The sequence below is a fragment of the Collinsella aerofaciens genome (genome assembly GCF_028209395.1).
GTDB classification, from domain to species: domain Bacteria; phylum Actinomycetota; class Coriobacteriia; order Coriobacteriales; family Coriobacteriaceae; genus Collinsella; species Collinsella aerofaciens_AZ.
Genome location: NZ_JAQLDQ010000003.1, coordinates 33105 through 55131 on the forward strand (window position 1 = coordinate 33105; position 22027 = coordinate 55131).

Here is a 22027-nt window from a genome sequence, read left to right on the forward strand (position 1 = left end):
TCGCTGCTGATAGGTTGACTGGGCCCCTTGGCCTTTAGTTTGCTACTGCGAACAGTCCGGCTCGTGCGGAACTTGTATCAAACTAAAGGCCAAGGGGCCTCTGCTATAAGAATCGATTGTCGGGTTATTTGAATTTGAAGATCTTCGAAGCGCGGTACACAGGGGCCTGGGCTGAAAAGAATTAGGTTGGAAGTCGGTCGGAGGCGGGCGGGCATTACGTTTGTCGCGAGTTCCGCATGCAAAGAAGGCCACTTAATGTGGCCTTCGTCTTGCATAGGACTGTAGAGCAGCAAACGTAACGCCCGCCCGTCTCCGACCGACGGTCGAGTGGACTACTTCGCGGCGCCGGGGATGCCGTGGGAGGTTTTGGCGGTTTTGGCTCCGTTTACGATGGCGGTCTGTAGGGCCCTTACTGCGAGCATGCCCAGCAGGTCTAGGGGAACGGCGGCGCTTGCTTGGGCGCCCAGTTTGCCGCTGGCGAGGGTGTAGATGGTGTCGCCATCGTTGGTGGTGTGCGTGGGACGGATGGCGTGTGCGTAGGCGTCTGCGGCCATCTGGGAGACCTTGGTGGCTTGTGCCTTAGTGAGTTCCACGTTGGTGACGATGCAGCTGATGGTGGTGTTGGTGCGGTCGAGCGGCATCTGCATGGATCCGGCGGCGGCAAAGGCTGCGAGTTCCATGTCGACGATCTGGTCGCTATCGGCTGCGGCGCGCATACCGGCGACCCACTCGCCGGTGAAGGGGTCGACAACGTTGCCGCAGGCGTTGACCGAGACCACGGCGCCCACCTTGATGGGGCCGAGAGCCAAAGCGGCAGCGCCAAGGCCGGCCTTCATGCAGGTAGCGGGGCCCATGAGCTTACCCACGGTAGCGCCCGTGCCGGCGCCTACGTTGCCCTGTTCGAGCTTGGTGGGGGTGTGGTCGAGTGCTTCGCGCACGGCGGCGATGCCGGCCTCAATGTCGGGGCGAACGGTGGGGTTACCAAAGGCGAGATCGAAGATACAGCTGGAGCACACGATAGGCACCTGCGTGGGGCCGACGGGAAGGCCGATGCCGCGGCTCTCAAGCTCGCGAGCGACGCCGCTTGCAGCCTCGAGGCCAAAGGCCGATCCACCCGAAAGGCAGACGGCGTGGACCTTGTCGACGGTGTTCTCGGGTCGCAGCAGGTCGGTTTCGCGCGATGCTGGAGCACCGCCGCGAACGTCAACGCCGCCGGTGGCGCCCTCGGGTGCCACGATTACGGTGCAACCGGTGCCGGCCTCCTCGTCCGTATAGTTGCCATAGCAAAAGCCATCGATATCGCAGACGTCAATGGCCTCGAGCAGTGTATCCATGTTTAACTCCTATCGGTTTTCCGCCGCGCCTTGTGCCCGGTCGGGATCCGTACGGTACGCCAAAATTGTAGGCGCCGGGGGATACCCAGCGCCAGATGCAATTACGAGAGTTTTTGAATCGCGCGCGCGACGCGGGCGATGGGTAGGCCCACCACGTTATAGAAGTCGCCCGAAATATCGTGCACGAGCATGCGTCCTCCTGTGCCCTGAATGCCGTAGGCGCCGGCCTTGTCCATGGGCTCACCCGAGGCGACGTAGTGCTCGATCTGCTCGTCGGTGAGCTCGTAGAACGTCACGTCGGTCACATCGACAAAGGACAGGCTTTCGGCGGCATGCGGGGCGGCCGTATCGCCTGCCTTAACGATGCAGACGCCGGTTGCGACCTGGTGCGTGCGGCCCGAAAGCTCACGGAGCATAGTGCGCGCCTCGTCCTCGGTTGCCGGCTTGCCCAGAATCTTGCCGTCAAAGGTGACGATGGTGTCGGCCGCGACCGTCAGCTCATTGGGCTCGGCATACTCGGCAGCAACGGCAGCCGCCTTGGCGCGTGCCAAGCGCTCGACAAGCGTGAGCGGGGCCTCGCCATCAAAGGGCGTTTCGTCGATATCCGCGGGAATCACGCGAATGTTGTAGCCTGCCTCGCGCATCAGCTCTATGCGTCGCGGCGATTGCGAAGCCAAAATCATAGTTGGATGCCCTCGGCGACCTTCTCGACGGCCTTGTCGCCGGCGAGCGTGCGCAGCAGCTCCAATGCAAAGGGGAGGGACTGTGCCATGCCGCTGGCAGTGATGATGTTGCCGTCTTGCGTGACCTTCTCGCCGGTATAGGCGCCTTCGGGGAAGCTTTTCTCAAAGCCAGGGAAGCACGTGGCATGGCGCCCCTCGAGCAGGTCGAGCTCGCCCAGGATAAACGGGGCGGCGCAGATGGCGGCGACGTGCTTGGTTGCGGCGAACTCGCAGACCACGTCGCAGACGCGCTGATCTGCGCGCAGGTTGGTGGCACCGGGCAGGCCGCCGGGCAGCACGACGCAGTCGTACTCGTCAAAGTTGATCTCATCAAAGAGCGCATCGCAGGTCACGGGAATCTGCAGCGAGCTTACGACCTCGCGCGTGGGCATGATCGAGACGAGCGTGGCACGCACGCCGCCGCGACGCATGACATCGACCATGGTCAAGCATTCAATAGTTTCAAAGCCATCGGCGGCGAGAACGGCAACGCTGGGCATGAGGGTTCCTTTCATAGGCGGCATACAATTAGCCGTCTTATACCCCGAAGACCTCCGCTTGCCACGCTCGATTTCCCAATGATTTTCTGAGCAATGATTAAGCGGCTAGTTGCGCCTAAGGTGGACGACGGTCTCGCAGTGGAAGGTTTGTGGGAACAGGTCGACTGGCGTGATCTTTACGGGGGAGAAGGTGCCTTCTTCGACAAAGCGTTTGAGATCGCGCGCCAGGGTGGCCGGGTCGCAGCTCACGTAGGCGACATCGCGGGCACTCGTGCTGGCGATAAGGCCGATCGCCTCGGGGGCGAGGCCTGCGCGCGGCGGGTCGACCACCAAGATGTCGGCATCCTGGTCGGGGAACTCGCGCACCGCGTCTCCGCCAATGACGTCGACGTTATCAAGCTTGTTGATTTCCAGGTTACGGCGTAGATCGCGCACGGCGGGGCCGTAGGCCTCGACGGCAGCGACAAAGTCGCAGCGGCGGGCGAGCGGCAGGGTAAAGGTGCCGGCACCGCAGTACAGGTCCACGGCAAGCTCGTCTTCCTGCGGGTCGAGCGCTTCCATGACAAGATCGATCAAAATCTCGGCACCCTTGGTGTTGACCTGGAAAAAAGACGGGGCAGACAAGCGCATCTGATCCTCGGCGATATTCTCGGTCCATGAGCCCTCTCCGGCGAGCATTTCGACCTTGGAGACACGGCGGGCCTTCTTTTCGCCCTTGCTCATCACGCGTACGATGCTCGTAGGATGAGCGGCGTCCGCCAGCACGCGGGAGACCTGCGAGCGCGGAAAAGAGCCTGTGGGCGTCCAGAGTGCGACCTCGAGTGCCTTGGTGCGGCGCGATGCGCGAATGCCCACGCGTTCGAGCCCCAAGTCATGGCTGCCGCTTAGATAGTTGAGTGCGCCGACGACCGATTTGAGTGCCTTCGGGAAGCGCTTATCGAACAGCGGACACATATCGACGGTCACGATTTTGCTGGGGTCGACACCGTGCATGCCAAGGCGCACGCGACCGTTGACGACGGTCGGTTCGAGCTCGATTTTATTGCGGTAGCCCCAGTCGTCCTTGGTGTGGCAGATGGGCTGTACCAACTCATCTGCCAGCTCAGGAGCGAACTTGCCGATGCGCTCGAGCGTGGAGCGCAGGTTTTGCTCCTTGGCGGCGAGCTGTGCCGTGCGTGAGAGATTGCCCCACGAGCAGCCGCCGCAGATGCCCACGAAGGGGCAGGGAGGCTGAATGCGATTGGGGCTTGGCTCCAGAATCTCGGTGGTGCGGGCGCGCATGAATGACTTGCCGTCCTGTACGACCTCGGCCTCGACGGTGTCGCCTGCCACGGCACCCTGCACAAAGACGGCCTTGCCGTTGTCGGCGTGCGCCAGCCCGTCGGCGCCGTAGGTCATCGATTCTATAGTGAGCTTCATATTCCTGCCTGTCATTCGCGTTGTTGTTCGCACCATGGTAGCAGGGAAAAGCGCCCCGCATCCGAGGCTTTCCTCAAATGCGGGGCGCTTCTACAAACTGCTTCTACAAACGACTATTTCGTCTTGCCGGTAATGAGCGTCTTAAGACCCAGGCCGATCAGACCCAGGCCCATGCGCACGCGGCCGGGGCGATGGCGCTCGATGGCCTTGGTCGTGCCAGCGGGCTTCTTGCGACGGGCACTCGTCTCGGGCACGGGCTTAGCTGCCTGCGGCTCGGGCTGAGGTGCAGGTGCAGGCTCGGGCTCAATGACGGTCGCCTGGACCTCTTGGACTTTGGGTGCTACCGGCTGCGGCTCGGGCTCGGGGGCGGGTTTCGCCTCAATGACGGGCTCGGGCGCGGGCTCAGCGTTGCGATAGGCACGCTCCAGCAGGGCTTCCTGCGAGTTGAAGGGTTTCTCACCCTCTGCACGCTCCACGGGGACCCAGGTGCCGTCGCTCGTGAGGCTGCGAGCCTTCACGTTGTCGCGCAGCTGCATGCCCATGTACTCGTGCACTAGGGCGCGGCAGGTGGGGTCGAGCACGGGGAAGGCAATCTCCACGCGGTGCTCGGTGTTGCGCGTCATCATGTCTGCCGAGCTCAGGTAAATCATGTCCGAGTCCACGCCGAAAGCATAGACGCGCGCGTGCTCCAAAAAGCGTCCGACGATGGAGCGGACATGCACGTTCTCGGTCTTGCCAGGAACACCGGGCTTGAGGCACGAGATGCCGCGGATGATCATGTCTACGCGCACGCCGGCACACGATGCCTCGGCGATTTTGTCGATGACCTCGCGGTCGGTGAGCGAGTTGAGCTTAAAGAACACACGGGCGGGCTCGCCAGCGAGAGCGCGCTGAATCTCGCGGTCAAGCCCGCGCATGATGAGCGGTTTCAGTCCGACGGGCGCCACACCCAGGAAGCGGTAGTCGCCGCGCAGGTTGCCCAGCGACAGATTGCGGAAGAACAGGTTGGCGTCTTCACCGATGCCGGGATGGGCTGTCATGAGCATAAAGTCGCTGTAGAGTTTGGCCGTCTTCTCGTTAAAGTTGCCGGTGCCCAAAAGCGTGAGGCGGGTGAGCGCCATGCCCTCGCGATAGGTGAGCTGGCAGATCTTGGAGTGGCACTTAAAGCCCTCGGAGCCGTAGATGACGGTGCAGCCTGCCTCTTCCAGACGCTCGGCCCACTCGATGTTGTTCTGCTCGTCGAAGCGGGCGCGGAGCTCCATGAGCACCGTGACCTCTTTGCCGTTCTCAGCAGCGTCGATCAGCGACTCGCACAGGCGGCTCTGCTTGGCCACGCGGTAGAGCGTGATGCGCAGCGAGATGCACTCGGGGTCGTAGGCGGCCTCGTGCACCAGATCCAGGAAGGGGTTCATGGCCTCGTAGGGATAAAAGAGCAGCTTGTCGTGCTGCAGCACCTGCTCGCGGATGGAGCGGGTCATGTCGATGGTGGGATTGGGCTGCGGCCTAAACGGCGTAAAGAGCAGCTCGTTGCGCAGGTGCTCGGGAATCTTGCCCTCAATGCCAAAGACGTAGCCCAGGTCGAGCGGGATATCGCAGGTAAAGACAGAGCGGCGCGAAAGCTCGAGCGCCTTGCGGATGGTCTTGAGCGTTGCCTTCTCGAGCGACCCCGAGACCGCGAGCACTACCGGCTGCAGACGCAGGCGCTTCTTGAGGATGCGCTTCATGTGCTGGCGGTAGTCCTCTTCCTCTTCGACGCCCTCGCCGTCCGGATCGATGTCGGCGTTGCGGGTGACGCGGATCAGCGCACGATCCAGCGGCTTATAGGAGCCAAAGCAGCTGTCCAGGCAGGCGAGGATGACGTCCTCGAGCAAGATGTAGGAGTAGGTGCCGGTGGGCGAGGGGATCTCGACCACGCGGTTCATCGAGGTGGGAATCTCGATAAGGCCCAGCAGGCTCTCCTCGTCGGTGGCGCCGTCCAGACCACAGGCCAGATAGAGCGCGCCATTGCGTAGGTTGGGGAAGGGGTGGCGAGGATCGATGACCAGCGGCGAGATGACCGGCGACACGTAGGCCTGGAAGTAGCGGGTTACAAAGGTGCGCTCCTCGGGCGTAAGCGAATCGATGCGGGCGCGGTGAACGCCCAAGGTGTCGAGCTTGCCCTCGATGCTCTTAAAGATGGACTCCCAACGGGTAAGGAGCCCGGGCATTTCGGCCATGACAGCATCGACCTGTTCGGAGGCGGTCATATTGCTCTTGTTGTCGACAGGTTGCTTTTTGAGCTCTGCCAGATCGGACAGGCCGCCCACGCGCACCATGAGAAACTCGTCGAGGTTAGACTCGAAAATCGACACGAACTTTAGACGCTCGAACAGCGGAACGGTCTCATCGAAGGCTTCGTCAAGCACACGGTTGTCAAAGCGTAGCCAGCTGAGCTCTCGGTTCTGCGTGTACGAGAAGTCGCGAGGCGGTTTGCGCAGCTTTGCGGCGGCTTGCTTTTTTTCGATTTTGCTCGGCATATGCATCTGTCCGTTCAGTCCCCGCAGGGGACGGTAGCCTAACCCTATTCACTATTGTCTCAATTTAGTCGACTTGTGGCACGGACGTATTGTGCGAACGGTATCTTTACCTACTTCTTACGCTGACAAGTCATAGGACTGACGCCCTGCTCGTCTGCAAGCGGTCTATATCCTCACTCAACTGGTACGTAAGTGTGAATAAGAATGATGGATAGCTGAATATCATTGAATGCAGGCGGAAACGTAAACAAACATCATTTATATACATAAAACCGATTTAGCTATGCAATTCTGAATCAAAAGTTTAGAGATGCAATTGCAAATAGTTTTTAGGAAAAAAGAGCGTTTACCTTAGAAAAGTTACTTTAGAACGCCGAAGTACATTATGGGGGAATCTCATGCGATATACCGTTCATCGCACTTTGTTGACCGTTCGGGGGCGAGGTGGAATTGCGGGTGGAATTTGGATATAACTAGAGCTGTCAGCAAGCAGCGTCCGCTATGGAAGGGCGCTGAGAGATTCGGCCGAAAGGCCCGAAAGAAAGGTAGGAGGCCATGACGAAAGGTCTGCACGTGCCTTCCGAGATCGGCAAGCTCAGGAAGGTCTGCCTGCACCGTCCCGGCGACGAGCTCCTCAACCTGCCGCCCGACGAGCTCGAGCGACTCCTGTTCGACGACGTCCCGTTCCTGGAGGTCGCGCAGCAGGAGCACGACACCTTCGCCCAGATCCTGAGGGACCAGGGCGTGGAGGTCCTCTATCTCGAGAACCTCGTCGCCGAGGTGTTCGACCAGGTCCCCGGCGCCCGCGCCGAGTTCACCGACCAGTACATCGCCGAGGCCGGCATCCGCGGCCAGCACATGCCGCAGATCGTCCGCGAGAAGCTGGACTCCATCGAGGACAACCTCGAGTTCGTCAAGAAGACCATGGCCGGCATGACCAAGTCCGAGATCGACATGCCCCTCACGGCGTCCACGACCCTCGACTCCCTGGTCAACTCCGAGTCCGAGTCCGACCTGATCATCGACCCGATGCCCAACCTCTACTTCACCCGCGACCCGTTCGCGGTCATCGGCGAGGGCGTCAACCTCAACCGCATGTACTCGGTCACCCGCAACCGCGAGACCCTGTACGGCAAGTACATCTTCAAGTACCACCCCGACTACAAGGACGTCTCGCTGTACTTCCGCCGCGACTGCCAGTTCCACACCGAGGGCGGCGACGTGCTGAACATCAACGAGAAGACCCTCGCCGTCGGCATCTCCCAGCGCACCCAGGCCGCCGCGATCGACGTCATGGCCCAGCACATCTTCTGGAACTCCGACTCCAAGGTCGAGCGCATCCTGGCCTTCGACATCCCGGTCTCGCGCGCCTTCATGCACCTCGACACGGTCTTCACCCAGATCGACGTCGATAAGTTCACGATCCACCCCGCCATCATGGGCACCCTGCGCGTCTACGAGCTGACCGCCGGCAAGAACCCGGGCGACGTGAACATCCGCCTGATCGAGGACACCCTCGAGCACGTCCTGGAGGACGCCACCGGCGTCGACCAGGTCAAGCTGATCCCCTGCGGCGGCGGCGACCCGATCGCGGCCTCCCGCGAGCAGTGGAACGACGGCTCCAACACCCTGTGCGTCGAGCCCGGCAAGATCTGCGTCTACGCCCGCAACACCGTCACCAACGACGTGCTGTACAAGGAGGGCCTGGACCTTCTCGTCGTGCCCTCCGCCGAGCTCTCCCGCGGCCGCGGCGGCCCGCGCTGCATGAGCATGCCCTTCTGGCGCGAGGACCTCTAAGGTCTTCAAGGACTCGTACGGGTCATAATACATACATCTAGCTGCCATTAGATGTCTCCCATTGGGGCGGTGCGGGTTTTCGCACCGCCCCAATCTTGTATGAGGAACGTCAACACGATTGGATGACTGCTTTTGTAAGGAGCTTGGCCATGGACATCAAGACGATTGGCGTTGAGGAATGGCTCAACGTTTGGGAGAAGAGCGCCACGTGGGACATCGCCCAGTCGACGATCTCGTCGCTCACCATGGGCGAGCTGCGCGCGCTCGATGAACAGGACGGCGCCACGTTCTACGAGCGCCTGGACCGCGAGAAGATGAACTACGGCTGGATCGAGGGCTCGCCGGAGTTTAAGGCCGAGGTTGCCAAGCTGTATCGTCGGGAGGTCAATCCCGATCACATTCTGCAGACCAATGGCTGCACGGGCGCTAACCTCAACGCCATCATGGCTGTGGTCGAGCCCGGCGACCATGTTATCGCCGAGTGGCCCACCTACGCGCCGCTCTACGAGATTCCGCGCACGCTGGGCGCCGAGGTCGAGTATTGGGAGCTTCGCGAGGAACTCGGCTGGAAGCCCGATATCGAGGAACTCAAGCGCTTGGTGCGTCCCAACACCAAGCTCATCTGCATCAACAACGCATCTAACCCCATCGGTACGGTGCTCGATGCCGATATGCTCGGCCAGATTGCCGAGATCGCCCGCTCGGTGGGCGCCTACGTGCTGTGCGACGAGGTATATCTGCCGCTCGAAAACACTGAGTCCTTTATGTCGATGGTCGACGTGTACGAGAGGGCCATTGTCACCAACTCGTTGTCGAAGACCTATTCGACACCTGCGGCCCGCGTGGGCTGGGTCCTGGCAGACGAAGAGATATCCAGCCGCATCCGCACCTATCGCGATTACACCATGATCTGCGTCGGTGTGTTCAACGACGCCCTGGCGACCTATGTGCTTGAGCACAAGGATAAGATTCTCGAGCGCAATCGCAAGATCGTGTTTGGCAACCGCGATATCGCGCAGGCTTGGATCGATACGCAGCATCGCGTTTCCTGGACGGCCCCGCAGGGCGTGTCCACCTCGTTTATCCAGCTGGATATTCCCGAGGATGACGAGGAGTTCTGCAGGCGCCTGCTGTCCGAGAGGGGAGTGCTGCTGGTCCCCGGTAGCCGTTTTGAGCTTCCCTGCGGCGCACGCCTGGGCTACTGCGCGAGCGAGGACGTTCTGCGCGAGGGCCTGAGGCTTTTGGGCGAGGCACTGGCGGAGTTCGATCGCTAGGATTCCGATGGTCTTCGGGGGCCTTATCCAAATTAGCCGAAGATAATCGAAAACGGACCCGTTTCCCTAGGGGAAGCGGGTCCGTTTTTCTATACCGAGAAGTCAAGTTGTTACAAACGGGGCCGTAAAGCGAGGCGGTATCCGCTGGGCCTTATACTGAGTTTCCGGTGAACGGTATCAAGCGTCTGGTAAACGGTAATTTATTTATCAGAAATGAATAGGACAAACTTTTTTCTGAATAAAAATGAAAATGGTTGAGACGCGGTGTGAACCGCTAATTCTATTCATAGCTTTATTGGAAATATGCAATTTGAGGATGGTTTAACAAAGTTTAGTTCCATTTGATTTTAGGATTAAAACGCGTTTAAGCACGTAAATACGCTTTATTAAGATGAAGTGTGCCATGCGTGAAGTATATGTGTATGCCGTTCACCCCCTATAAAAAACCGTTCGGGGGCAAGGTGGAAGTATGAGCTGATTTTGGATATAAATATGTCGTCAGCAATAACGCCTCACACGGAGGGGCGCTAACGAATCGGCCCTGACAAGGGCCCGAAAGAAAGGTAGGAGGCCATGACGAAAGGTCTGCACGTGCCTTCCGAGATCGGCAAGCTCAGGAAGGTCTGCCTGCACCGTCCCGGCGACGAGCTCCTCAACCTGCCGCCCGACGAGCTCGAGCGACTCCTGTTCGACGACGTCCCGTTCCTGGAGGTCGCGCAGCAGGAGCACGACACCTTCGCCCAGATCCTGAGGGACCAGGGCGTGGAGGTCCTCTATCTCGAGAACCTCGTCGCCGAGGTGTTCGACCAGGTCCCCGGCGCCCGCGCCGAGTTCACCGACCAGTACATCGCCGAGGCCGGCATCCGCGGCCAGCACATGCCGCAGATCGTCCGCGAGAAGCTGGACTCCATCGAGGACAACCTCGAGTTCGTCAAGAAGACCATGGCCGGCATGACCAAGTCCGAGATCGACATGCCCCTCACGGCGTCCACGACCCTCGACTCCCTGGTCAACTCCGAGTCCGAGTCCGACCTGATCATCGACCCGATGCCCAACCTCTACTTCACCCGCGACCCGTTCGCGGTCATCGGCGAGGGCGTCAACCTCAACCGCATGTACTCGGTCACCCGCAACCGCGAGACCCTGTACGGCAAGTACATCTTCAAGTACCACCCCGACTACAAGGACGTCTCGCTGTACTTCCGCCGCGACTGCCAGTTCCACACCGAGGGCGGCGACGTGCTGAACATCAACGAGAAGACCCTCGCCGTCGGCATCTCCCAGCGCACCCAGGCCGCCGCGATCGACGTCATGGCCCAGAACATCTTCTGGAACTCCGACTCCAAGGTCGAGCGCATCCTGGCCTTCGACATCCCGGTCTCGCGCGCCTTCATGCACCTCGACACGGTCTTCACCCAGATCGACGTCGATAAGTTCACGATCCACCCCGCCATCATGGGCACCCTGCGCGTCTACGAGCTGACCGCCGGCAAGAACCCGGGCGACGTGAACATCCGCCTGATCGAGGACACCCTCGAGCACGTCCTGGAGGACGCCACCGGCGTCGACCAGGTCAAGCTGATCCCCTGCGGCGGCGGCGACCCGATCGCGGCCTCCCGCGAGCAGTGGAACGACGGCTCCAACACCCTGTGCGTCGAGCCCGGCAAGATCTGCGTCTACGCCCGCAACACCGTCACCAACGACGTGCTGTACAAGGAGGGCCTGGACCTTCTCGTCGTGCCCTCCGCCGAGCTCTCCCGCGGCCGCGGCGGCCCGCGCTGCATGAGCATGCCCTTCTGGCGCGAGGACCTCTAAGTCTTTAACGTTCCGGTGCGGTCCCCCTACAACCGCACCGGCTTCGCCCGTTAAACGGGCAACACTAATACTTACGTAATTCATTTCTTCGAAAGGAATCGAACCATGGGTGTTAACCTCTCCGGCCGTAGCTTCCTCAAGCTTCTCGATCTCACCACCGAGGAGATCGAGTACCTGCTCAAGCTCTCCAAGAACTTCAAGGATATGAAGCGCGCTGGCGTTCCGCACCGCTATCTCGAGGGCAAGAACATCGTTCTGCTCTTCCAGAAGACCTCTACTCGTACCCGCTGCGCCTTCGAGGTCGGTGGCATGGATCTGGGCATGGGCGTCACCTACCTCGATCCGGGTTCGTCGCAGATGGGCAAGAAGGAGTCCATCGAGGACACTGCCCGCGTTCTCGGCCGCATGTATGACGGCATCGAGTTCCGTGGCTTTGCCCAGGACGACGTCGAGGAGCTCGCTGCTAAGTCCGGCGTGCCCGTGTGGAACGGCCTGACCACCGAGTGGCACCCCACCCAGATGCTCGCCGACATCCTGACCGTCCAGGAGAACTTCAACTACGACATCAAGGGCAAGACCCTCGTCTTCATGGGCGACTGCAAGAACAATGTCGCTCGCTCCCTCATGGTCGTCTGCTCCAAGCTCGGCATGAACTTCGTGGCCTGCGGCCCCGAGGAGTGCATGCCCGCCGACGACGTCATCGAGGCCTGCAAGCCCATCGCCGAGGCCAACGGTTGCACCATCAAGCTGACCACCGACGTCAAGGACGGCGTCACCGGTGCCGACGTTATCTACACCGACGTGTGGGTCTCCATGGGCGAGCCCGACGAGGTCTGGGCCGAGCGCATCGCTCAGCTCACCCCGTATCGTGTCACCTCCGAGGTCATGGCTATGGCCAACCCGGGTGCCATCTTCCTGCACTGCCTGCCCAGCTTCCACGACACCAACACCACCATTGGCGCCGAGAAGTGCGAGCAGTTCGGCATCACCGAGCAGGAGGTCACCGACGAGGTCTTCGAGAGCCCCGCTTCCAAGGTCTTCGACGAGGCCGAGAACCGCATGCACACCATCAAGGCTGTCATGTACGCCACGCTCAAGTAAGAGCATCTAGCATCTCGCTCGGGGTGTATTGCTGCACACCCCGAGCAGTTTTATCTGGTAATAATCTCGCATCAAGCGGCAGGCACGGCACGGAAGAGCCGCTTCTGGCGAGATCAGTAAATGATTTATGAAGGGGGGATGAGAACTATGACTGAGACCGCTAAGAAAAAGCGCGGTATGCCTTCATCGTTCACCATTCTTCTTGCTCTGCTGGCAATTGTCGCAGTGATTACCGTTATCGTCTCCGGCACGTCCGGCGGCGCGGTTACTGCCGCCCGTCTGAGCGATTTCTGCACCGCCCCGATTAAGGGCTTCGCTGACGCTCTGCCCGTCTGCCTCTTCGTTATGATCCTGGGCGGCTTCCTCGGTATGATGACCGAGACCGGCGCCCTGGACAACGGCATCGCCGTTCTGGTGCAGAAGCTTAAGGGCAACGAGATTATGCTCATTCCCGTGCTGATGCTCATCTTCTCCCTCGGTGGTACCACTTATGGTATGTGCGAGGAGACCGTTCCCTTCTACGCCCTGCTCGCCGCTACCATGATGGCCGCTGGCTTCGACCCCATGGTCGGTGCCGCTACCGTCCTGCTCGGCGCTGGCTGCGGCTGCCTGGGCTCCACGGTTAACCCGTTCGCCGTCGGCGCTGCCGTCGACGCTCTGACCGGCGTTGGCATTGAGGTCAACCAGTCCATCATCATCGGCCTCGGTGCCGTCCTGTGGATTGTCACTACCGCTATGTCCATCTTCTTCGTGATGAGCTACGCCAAGAAGGTCAAGGCTGACAAGGGTTCCACCATCCTGTCGATGCAGGAGCTCAAGGACGCCGAAGAGGCTCACGGCAAGGCTGCTTCCGAGGTCCACAAGGAGGTCAAGCTCACCGGTCGTCAGAAGGGTGTTCTGATTGCCTTCGCCTTCACCTTCGTCGTCATGATCGTCGGCTTCATTCCGCTGGCCGACCTCAACGAGGGCGTCGCTAACTTCTTCGACGCTGGCGCTGTCTACGACGCCGACGGTAACGCCGTCGTCCAGGGCTGGTCTGCCCTGATCACCGGCCTGCCCATTGGCCAGTGGTACTTCGACGAGGCTTCCACCTGGTTCTTCCTTATGGCCGTCCTGATCGGTATCATCGGTGGCCTGTCCGAGAAGCAGATCGTTAACACCTTTATCACCGGCGCTGCCGACATGATGTCCGTTGTTCTCGTCATCGCCCTCGCCCGTGGTATCTCCGTCCTCATGGCTAACACCGGCCTCGACGTCTTCGTCCTCGACGCTGCCGCCAATGCTCTGGCTGGCCTGTCCGGCGTGATCTTCGCTCCCATGAGCTTCCTGGTCTACTTCGGCCTGTCCTTCCTGATCCCCTCGACCTCCGGTATGGCCACCGTCTCCATGCCCATCATGGGACCGTTGGCTGTTAAGCTCGGCTTCTCGCCTGAGGTCATGGTCATGATCTTCTCCGCCGCCATCGGTGTCGTGAACCTGTTCACCCCGACCTCCGGCGCCATCATGGGCGGTCTCGCCCTGGCCAAGATCGAGTGGACGACCTGGCTCAAGTTTGCCCTTAAGCTCATCGTCGCGCTCTCTGTCGTCTGCGCCATCATCCTGACCGTCGCCTGCGTGTTGATCTAAGTACCCAACGGGTACCCCACGGAAACCTTGACGATCCTGTAGAGGATCACCTGGTCATCGTCTGTCCGGTGGGGTAAACCCACCGGTAGACTCCTACCTTTAGCCCCCTTCCGTTCCGTGCGCGGGAGGGGGCGCTCTTGTGTTCCGGCGTTTTACCAAACGCCGGAACCACTCGACGCTGCAAGCCCGCCAGAGCGGCAATCTGACGTTCAATCGTCGGGCATGGCCAAAAGGCCTATGCCCTCCTCTTTCACGTCACCTTGCTCGCTCTGGTGGGCTTTCGCTGACTTATGCTCAACCTGCGGCGCTGCCATTGTTGGCGCAGGGGGCGGCTTGCTCGCTCTGGTGTCTGTTCGCTGTTCGTTCTCTGCCCGCGACGTTTCTGCTGTTGGTGCAAAGGGGTCAGGTTACTTTGCGCCAAAAGGGGAAGTTGCGGTGGAATAGTTCCCGTTTGGCCGTCTTGAGGGGTTAAACAGGAGCTATTTCACCGCAACTTATCGATGGCGTGTTTGGTTGGTGCCTGTTGATGGCCTGGGCATCGGGGAGGGCAGGCTCCGTTATAATCGCGTAGGAACTTAATTTACGAAACGGGACGGGAGCCATACATGCGCCAGGGTTTCGACAACGCGAAATATATCGAGCTGCAGGCCGCTCATATTAAGGAGCGCATCTCGCAGTTTGGCGGCAAGCTGTATTTGGAGTTTGGCGGCAAGCTGTTTGACGACTATCACGCGAGCCGCGTGCTGCCGGGTTTTGAGCCGGACAGCAAGTTTCGCATGCTCAAGAGCATAGCCGACGACGTCGAGGTCATCATCGCCATTAACGCGAACCACATCGAGAAGAACAAGGCTCGCGGTGACCTGGGCATTACCTATGACGAGGACGTTTTGCGCCTGGTCGACCTGTTCCGCGGCAACGGCTTTGCCGTCGCGGCTGTGGTCATCACCCAGTACGCCGGCCAGCCCGCTGCCGATGTGTTCCGCAACCGCCTGAACGCGCTCGGTATTCCCGCCAAGCTGCACTATCCCATCGAGGGGTATCCGCACGATGTCGATCTGATCGTGTCCGACGATGGCTATGGCAAGAACGAGTTTGTCGAGACCACCCGACCGCTCGTTGTGGTCACTGCCCCCGGTCCTGGCTCGGGCAAGCTTGCCACCTGCCTGTCTCAGCTCTATCACGAGCACAAGCATGGCACGGCCGCCGGCTATGCCAAGTTCGAGACCTTCCCGGTCTGGAATCTTCCTCTGACGCATCCGGTCAATATTGCCTACGAGGCCGCCACGGCTGACCTCGATGACGCCAATATCATCGACTCCTTCCACCTGGAGGCCTACAACAAGACCACGGTCAACTACAACCGCGACGTCGAGGCCTTCCCGGTAGTCCGTGCCCTGATGGAAAAGATCCTGGGCAAGAGCCCCTACCAGAGCCCTACGGACATGGGCGTCAATATGGTCGGCTTTGCCATCACCGATGACGATGCCTGCCGCGACGCTTCCAAGATGGAGATCGTTCGCCGCTACTTTACCGCGGTCGAAAATGTGCGCCGTACCGGCGTGGGCGATGAGCAAGTCGACCGTCTCAAGATTATTATGAAGAAAGCCGGCATCGATAAGAACTACTCACCGGCGCGCTCGGCGGCCCTCACCAGGGAGCAGCTGACGGGTGGTCCCGTGGGTGCCATGGTCATGCCCGATGGCTCCGTGGTGACCGGTAAGACCTCCACGCGCCTGGGCGCCGCAAGTTCGCTCATTATGAACGCCCTCAAGCATGTCTCGGGCGTCGACCTTGAGCTCGAGGTCATTAGCGATGAGGCGATCGAGCCCATCAGCAAGCTCAAGACGCATTTCCTGGGCAGCAAAAACCCGCGCCTCCACACCGACGAGACGCTTATGGCGCTGTCGATCACCTCGGCCACGAGTGAGACGGCCGCTCGCGTCCTTTCGGGCCTGGAGCAGCTGCGCGGTTGCGATGCCTTCTTTAGCGTGATTATCTCGCCGACGGACGAGACGGTACTGCGCAAGTTGGGCATCAACGTGTGCTGCGAGCCCAAGTTTGAGCGCCGCGGTTTCTTCCATCGCTAAGTTTGAAGCACCGCGGTAATTGCATTGCATTTTGGCCGTATCGGGTTAGCGCCCGGTACGGCTTTTTGATCAATAAAGCGTCTATTTCGGCGAAAAATAGCTGTTTACCTGCCTAGAAACAATTTGAGCGGTATACAATAACCGTAACTGTTTCATCCTTAGCGGGATGCCGCATGATGGATATTACCTGCCATCGTGAGGTGTGTCGGTCGCGCACGGCGCGTTAGATGCTCGTGCTCGGTTTGAGGAGGCTGCTATGGCGGGCAAGGGTCGTGCGAGTGTCAACGATATGAAGCGTGTCGAGGTGCTGGTGTTGATGGAGATCGACCAGCAAACCGAAGACAATGGCGGGCCGTATGGTTTCTCGCGCAAAACGCTTGCCGAGCGCGTGGGGGTTTCGCCGTATCGTGCCCGCGCCGCAATCGATCGCTTGGATTCCGAAGGTATGATTGATGTCGTCTCGCGTTATAGCGACGACGGCGGTCAGCTTGCAAATGGCATTTGCCTCACCGAACGTGGTGAGTGGTATCTTGAGGGCGTCCGTACCGGCATGCTCGTTCAAGAAATGCTTGAGGACGAGGTTGCTGATCGATAGCAGCATGTAACCCTTGCCATAGCGACGCCGCCTGGGAAACCGGGCGGCGTTTTGTTTCAAGATCGAGAAATGCAATCGCACGCGAGAAAAATTGCGGACGGTCCGCGGCGCGAGTATTACAATGAAGACCCGTAAGATGTGGATAAACAACTTCTACGGGAAGCGCAGGTAACTCAATATGACCAAGCATGTGTTCGTAACCGGTGGCGTGGTTTCGTCCCTGGGCAAGGGTATCACCGCGGCCTCGCTGGGCCGTCTGCTCAAGTCGCGTGGCTACAAAGTAACGATGCAGAAGGCCGATCCGTATCTGAACGTCGACCCCGGTACCATGAGCCCCTTCCAGCATGGTGAGGTCTTCGTTACCGAGGATGGTTACGAGTCCGACCTGGACCTGGGTCATTACGAGCGCTTTATTGATGAGAACCTGACCCGCGATTCCAACTTTACGACCGGCGCCATCTATAAGAGCTTGATCGCCCGCGAGCGTCGCGGCGACTTTTTGGGCGGTACCGTGCAGGTGATTCCTCACGTCACCAATGCCATTAAGGACAAGTTCCGCCGCATCGAGGAGCAGACCGGCTCCGATGTAGTCATCACCGAGCTGGGCGGCACGATCGGCGACATCGAGTCCCAACCGTTTGTCGAGGCCATCCGTCAGTACCGCAAGGAGGCCGGCCCCGAGAACGTCTGCTACATCCACGTGTCGCTCGTTCCCTATATCGCCGCCGCCCACGAGGTCAAGACCAAGCCCACGCAGCATTCCGTCAAGGAGCTCCGCAGCTTTGGCATCCAGCCCGATATCATCGTGCTGCGCTCCGACCACCATATCGATGACGCTATCCGCGGAAAGATCGCAAGCTTCTGCGACGTCGACACCGATTGTGTCTTTACCAACGAGGACTGCGCGAGCATTTACGATGTTCCGCAGCTGCTTGCCGAGCAGGACTTTGACCTGCGCATTTGCGAGCGCCTGGGTCTGGACCCGCGTGAGCGCGACATGAGCGAGTGGAATGAGTTCCTGCGCAAACAGAATCACGCCAACCATCACGCCGACAAGGTGAAGATCGCCGTCGTGGGCAAGTACACGCAGCTGCCCGATGCGTACCTGTCGGTTATCGAGGCCCTGCACCATGCGGGCGTCTTCTACGATCGCCATGTGGACGTCCAGCTGGTCGACGGCGAGAGCCTCGACGAGCAGAATGTCTCCGAGGTTCTGGGCGACGCCTCGGGCATCCTGGTCCCCGGCGGCTTTGGCAAGCGCGCCCTGGAGGGCAAGATCCTCGCGGCCGAGTTTGCCCGTGAGCACAAGATTCCGTATCTGGGCATTTGCCTGGGTATGCAGGTGGCCGTGTGCGAGTTCGCCCGCAACGTCGTCGGCCTTGCCGGCGCCAGCTCCTCCGAGTTCGATCCGGACGGCCCGTTTAGCGTCATCGATCTGATGAGCTCGCAGGAGGACGTGACCGAGAAGGGCGGCACCATGCGCCTGGGCGCCTATCCGTGCAAGCTCGCCGCCGATACCCTTGCTCGCGAGGCATATGGCGAGGAGCTCGTCTACGAGCGTCACCGTCATCGCTTTGAGTTCAACAACGCCTTCCGTGACCAGCTCGAGGATGCCGGCTTGGTTATCTCGGGTCTGTCGCCCGACGAGCGCCTGGTCGAGATGGTCGAGCTGCCGCGCGACGTACATCCGTGGTATGTGGCAACCCAGGCTCATCCCGAGTTCAAGAGCCGCCCGACCAACCCGCAGCCGCTGTTCCGCGAGTTCGTGCGCGCTTCGATCGGCCAGCACGAGGGTGTCGACCGTCTGCAGGTGACGCCCATGAACCTCGCTACGGACTAAGGGTGCCGGCGAATAAGGAACATACCGAAGCTACTCCCTCGTCGCTCGCCGTGGCGGCGGGGGAGTATCTCGATTACCTCGCGGTCGAGCGGGGTTTGGCGCGCAACACGATTGCGGCCTATCGTCGTGACCTGACGACGTACTGCGCCTATCTGGAGCGGGCGGGTATTGTGTCTTTTGAAGAGGTGACCCGTCAGGTCGTGGAGGGCTTTGTCGCCGACCGTCGCGATGGGGGCTATTCCGATGCCTCGGTGGAGCGTGCGTTTGCGGCTGTGAAGGGCCTACATGCCTTTTTGGTGCGCGATGGGGCTGTGGCCCAAAATCCAACGGCGGCGTTGCGCCTGCCTAAAAAGGCTGAGCGTTTGCCGGAGTATCTATCGGTGGAGGATGTCTCGGCGCTGCTCGATCAAGACTTCCCCGAGGGCGAGATGGGCTTGCGCGACCATGCCATCTTGGAAGTGCTCTACGGATGCGGTTTGCGTGTGAGCGAGTTGGTGGGGCTCGATGTGGGCGATATCCATATCGACGATGGCTTTGTGCTCGTTCGTGGTAAGGGCTCGAAGGAACGCCTGTCCCCGCTGGTAGGAAGCGCGGCGCGAGCTCTGACGCTCTATGTAACTGAGGGGCGTTCTCGCTTGGCGGCCCATGCCCGCGGAACCGAGACCTCGGCGGTCTTTTTAAATAAGAACGGCCGCCGTCTGTCGCGCCAGGGCATCCATGCCATCTGTGAGCGCTACGGGCGCCAGGTGGGACTGGTGGGGCTCCATCCCCATACCTTGCGCCACTCCTTTGCCACCCACATGCTCGCGGGCGGTGCCGACCTGCGTGTGCTGCAGGAGATTTTGGGCCATGCCGATATTTCGACCACGCAGGTCTACACGCATGTCGACCGAACGCAACTGACCGAGGTCTATCTGGCGGCGCATCCGCTAGCACATCGCTAGCACCTCGCTGACCTGCATATTTATAAATATTAAATGGGACGGGCCCCAGATTGCCGAGACGCACTTTTGCGCGCATGGGCAATCTGGGGCCCGTCCCATTTTTCGCCAGACACCGACGCGGTGGTGGGCCGTGTGTGTCGTGGGTGGGGGAGTTTGGGGGCGATGTGAACGGCGTGTAAAGGGACGTAAAAATCGCCTCAAGGTCAACTTGAAGGTTGAGGTTCGCGGGCGTGGTTCTACAGGTGGCATCACGCCTTTGCTGCAAACACAACATATTGTGTTCTCGAACATATGCTCGGGGGTGTTTTACAACATATTGAGGGTGGAGTGGTGGGCGGGGTGGGGGAAGGGGTGGGGAAAGGTGTTGAAAAATGGGGCGATTCCCCATATTATTGATGACGTCGACAGGCGGGGTGGTTCCCCGCGTACGTGCCATCTGAGTAACCGAGGGGAGGGCGCACATGGGAATGACGGGTGCATACGAGCGCAATCTCGATGCAAAAGGTCGTCTGTCCCTGCCTGCACTCCTTCGCGAGGAGCTTGGAGAGCACGTTCGCGTGTTCAAAGCCCTGGATGTCGATGCTCTGTACGTGTTCTCTGCCGAGGCCTTCGATAAGTGGGTCGAAGGACTCTTCGCGGGTCGTGAGGGCCACGAGGGTTTTAACCCGCGTGACATCAACGACCAGAAGCTCATGAGGGCGATCAACAAGCGCACCACGTCGATGGACGTGGACAGCGCCGGTCGTATCGGTCTTTCCGAGTCTCTCCGCAAGCAGGCGAACCTCGACCGCGAGGTCACGGTTGTGGGCAACTACGACCACCTTGAGGTTTGGGATCGCGCCGCGGCCGATGAGGACGATGACGATGAGGCCCTGCTGGACCTCTTCTTCTCGTAAGGGCAAGGCACGGGTAACGGATGGAGCGTGGGATCTTGACACAAGAATATCGGCATGAACCTGTCATGCTCGGCGAAGTGCTTGAGTCGCTGCGGCTAAAGAGCGGCTCCGTTGTCTGCGATTGCACCCTTGGCGGTGCCGGCCATTCGGTAAAGATGGCCGCGCAGGTGGGGGAGACGGGCCTTTTGCTCGGCGTCGATCAGGACGACATGGCCCTCGAGGCCGCTGGTGCCCGTCTGGACCGCGAGGTTCCCGGCGTTCCGCACCAGCTGCTGAAGGGCAACTTCGGCGACTTGGACGAGCTGCTTTGCTCGGCCGAGGTGCCCGGGGTCGATGGCTTCCTGTTCGATTTGGGCGTTTCGTCACCGCAACTCGATATCCCTGGCAGGGGCTTTTCGTATAACGAGGACGCCCCATTGGACATGCGGATGGATCCGGGTAATAACACCTTAAACGCAGCTGAGGTCATCAACACCTATAACGAACACGACCTCGCCCGGATTCTACGCGTCTACGGAGAAGAGAAGTTCGCCTCGCAGATTGCGCGCGAGATCGTGCGCCGCCGCGAGCAAGAACCGATCGAAACCACCGGCCAATTTGTCGAGATCATCAAGGCGGGTATCCCGGCTGCCGCTCGTCGGCATGGCGGACACCCGGCCAAGAAAAGTTTCCAGGCCATTCGCATCGAGGTCAATCACGAGCTCGATGTGCTCGAACGAGGGCTTGATGCCGCCACCAGGTGGCTCAACCCGGGCGGACGTATCTGCGTCATCTCGTATCACTCGCTCGAGGACCGTATCGTAAAGAACCACTTTAAGGAGATGAGCCAGGGGTGCACGTGTCCGCCGGAGATTCCGGTGTGCGTGTGCGGCAACGTGCCGATACTCAAGGTCATCACCCGCAAACCCTTGGTTGCCCAGCCTGATGAGGTTGAGCGCAACCCTCGGGCGAGATCAGCCAAAATCCGCGTGGCGCAGCGTCTGTAGGCGCGACCGCGCGATATTGGACCTCCCGCTCGCACCATAAACGAAGCTTAAACACACTACCAACGTACTCGGGATGGGAGGCGGCATATCATGGGCTACAACACTTCAAGCGCAGCACTCGCCTATGATATGAACGCCATGCCCGCCTATCGTGAGACGCCGCAGGCCCCCGTTGCTCCCCGTGAGCAGCGCGCGCCGCGCTTTGATGTCTACACGGGCGCGGGCCGTCAGGCAAACCAGGCGGTAAGCCCGGTTTTCATGAGCGTTCTTAAAACGTTTTGCATCATTGCGGCTATCTTCATGACGATCGGCGTCGCCCGCGTGGCGCTCGCCGGCGTTACGGCCCAGGTGCTCAACAGCAACGCCGAGCTTACCAGCACGCTCGAAAAGGCGACCGATGAGAGCTCCGACCTGGAGGTCATGCATTCGGTCTATGGCGCCGACACGCGCATTCGCGACCTTGCGGGCGCTTATGGCATGGTGGAGCCCAGCGAGAGCGTTACACTTGACTTTTCGCAGGATGCAGCCGCGGGCGCCAACGCGACCGCGACCGCTCAGTAGCAAGACGGTAGCTG

The 22027-nt window shown here is 60.3% G+C and carries 17 protein-coding genes; 12 read left to right on the forward strand and 5 right to left on the reverse strand.

The features are described 5' to 3' along the window. Positions 1-332: 332 nt before the first annotated feature. From PMW67_RS02255 to ppk1, 5 genes are all read right to left on the reverse strand, one after another. On the reverse strand, positions 333-1334 hold the full coding sequence (locus PMW67_RS02255; RefSeq protein ID WP_271738633.1) for a P1 family peptidase: 1002 nt from the start codon (positions 1332-1334) through the stop codon (positions 333-335). A 101-nt stretch (positions 1335-1435) separates the two neighbouring features. Continuing rightward, a complete protein-coding gene (locus PMW67_RS02260; protein WP_055309802.1) occupies positions 1436-2017 on the reverse strand; it encodes a Maf family protein in 582 nt (193 codons plus the stop codon). Then, positions 2014-2556 (reverse strand): DJ-1 family glyoxalase III, encoded by a 543-nt coding sequence (locus tag PMW67_RS02265; RefSeq protein WP_055287259.1) that lies wholly within the window; start codon positions 2554-2556, stop codon positions 2014-2016. The genes PMW67_RS02260 and PMW67_RS02265 overlap by 4 nt, the downstream gene beginning before the upstream one ends. 105 nt (positions 2557-2661) lie before the next feature. Then, entirely contained in the window at positions 2662-3990 is a 1329-nt protein-coding gene (gene rlmD / locus PMW67_RS02270) for a 23S rRNA (uracil(1939)-C(5))-methyltransferase RlmD (RefSeq protein WP_117745918.1), read from the reverse strand. Between the two features lie 98 nt (positions 3991-4088). Then, positions 4089-6497: a polyphosphate kinase 1 gene (ppk1, locus tag PMW67_RS02275; protein WP_416378090.1), complete on the reverse strand. Its 2409-nt coding sequence runs from the start codon at positions 6495-6497 to the stop codon at positions 4089-4091. A gap of 549 nt (positions 6498-7046) precedes the next feature. Between ppk1 and arcA (PMW67_RS02280) the strand changes: the two genes are divergently transcribed. The 12 genes from arcA (PMW67_RS02280) to PMW67_RS02335 all read left to right on the forward strand — a co-directional run bounded on the left by arcA (PMW67_RS02280) (position 7047) and on the right by PMW67_RS02335 (position 22013). Next, complete coding sequence (gene arcA, locus PMW67_RS02280; protein WP_271738635.1) at positions 7047-8288, forward strand: arginine deiminase; 1242 nt, start codon at positions 7047-7049, stop codon at positions 8286-8288. A gap of 149 nt (positions 8289-8437) precedes the next feature. Next, entirely contained in the window at positions 8438-9562 is a 1125-nt protein-coding gene (locus tag PMW67_RS02285) for an aminotransferase (protein WP_148332923.1), read from the forward strand. A gap of 573 nt (positions 9563-10135) precedes the next feature. Beyond that, complete coding sequence (gene arcA / locus PMW67_RS02290; RefSeq protein WP_055309804.1) at positions 10136-11377, forward strand: arginine deiminase; 1242 nt, start codon at positions 10136-10138, stop codon at positions 11375-11377. Between the two features lie 105 nt (positions 11378-11482). After that, positions 11483-12478, forward strand: a complete 996-nt coding sequence (gene argF / locus PMW67_RS02295; RefSeq protein WP_006234279.1) for an ornithine carbamoyltransferase — start codon at positions 11483-11485, stop codon at positions 12476-12478. Between the two features lie 138 nt (positions 12479-12616). Then, the gene (locus PMW67_RS02300) at positions 12617-14104 is read left to right on the forward strand and encodes a YfcC family protein (RefSeq protein ID WP_411161277.1); all 1488 of its coding nucleotides are present in this window, start codon (positions 12617-12619) and stop codon (positions 14102-14104) included. Between the two features lie 605 nt (positions 14105-14709). Then, complete coding sequence (locus tag PMW67_RS02305) at positions 14710-16191, forward strand: DUF1846 domain-containing protein (RefSeq protein WP_006234276.1); 1482 nt, start codon at positions 14710-14712, stop codon at positions 16189-16191. Positions 16192-16447: 256 nt separating this feature from the next. After that, complete coding sequence (locus PMW67_RS02310) at positions 16448-16786, forward strand: helix-turn-helix domain-containing protein (protein ID WP_040358312.1); 339 nt, start codon at positions 16448-16450, stop codon at positions 16784-16786. Between the two features lie 178 nt (positions 16787-16964). Continuing rightward, on the forward strand, positions 16965-18626 hold the full coding sequence (locus PMW67_RS02315) for a CTP synthase (RefSeq protein ID WP_055286060.1): 1662 nt from the start codon (positions 16965-16967) through the stop codon (positions 18624-18626). 2 nt (positions 18627-18628) lie between these two features. Further along, on the forward strand, positions 18629-19570 hold the full coding sequence (gene xerD, locus PMW67_RS02320) for a site-specific tyrosine recombinase XerD (protein WP_271738636.1): 942 nt from the start codon (positions 18629-18631) through the stop codon (positions 19568-19570). Between the two features lie 461 nt (positions 19571-20031). Beyond that, entirely contained in the window at positions 20032-20466 is a 435-nt protein-coding gene (locus PMW67_RS02325) for a division/cell wall cluster transcriptional repressor MraZ (protein ID WP_271738637.1), read from the forward strand. Between the two features lie 20 nt (positions 20467-20486). After that, positions 20487-21452, forward strand: a complete 966-nt coding sequence (rsmH, locus tag PMW67_RS02330; RefSeq protein ID WP_006234266.1) for a 16S rRNA (cytosine(1402)-N(4))-methyltransferase RsmH — start codon at positions 20487-20489, stop codon at positions 21450-21452. 90 nt (positions 21453-21542) lie between these two features. Beyond that, positions 21543-22013, forward strand: coding sequence for a hypothetical protein (locus PMW67_RS02335; RefSeq protein ID WP_055309808.1), 471 nt, complete (start codon positions 21543-21545; stop codon positions 22011-22013). Positions 22014-22027 lie beyond the last annotated feature (14 nt).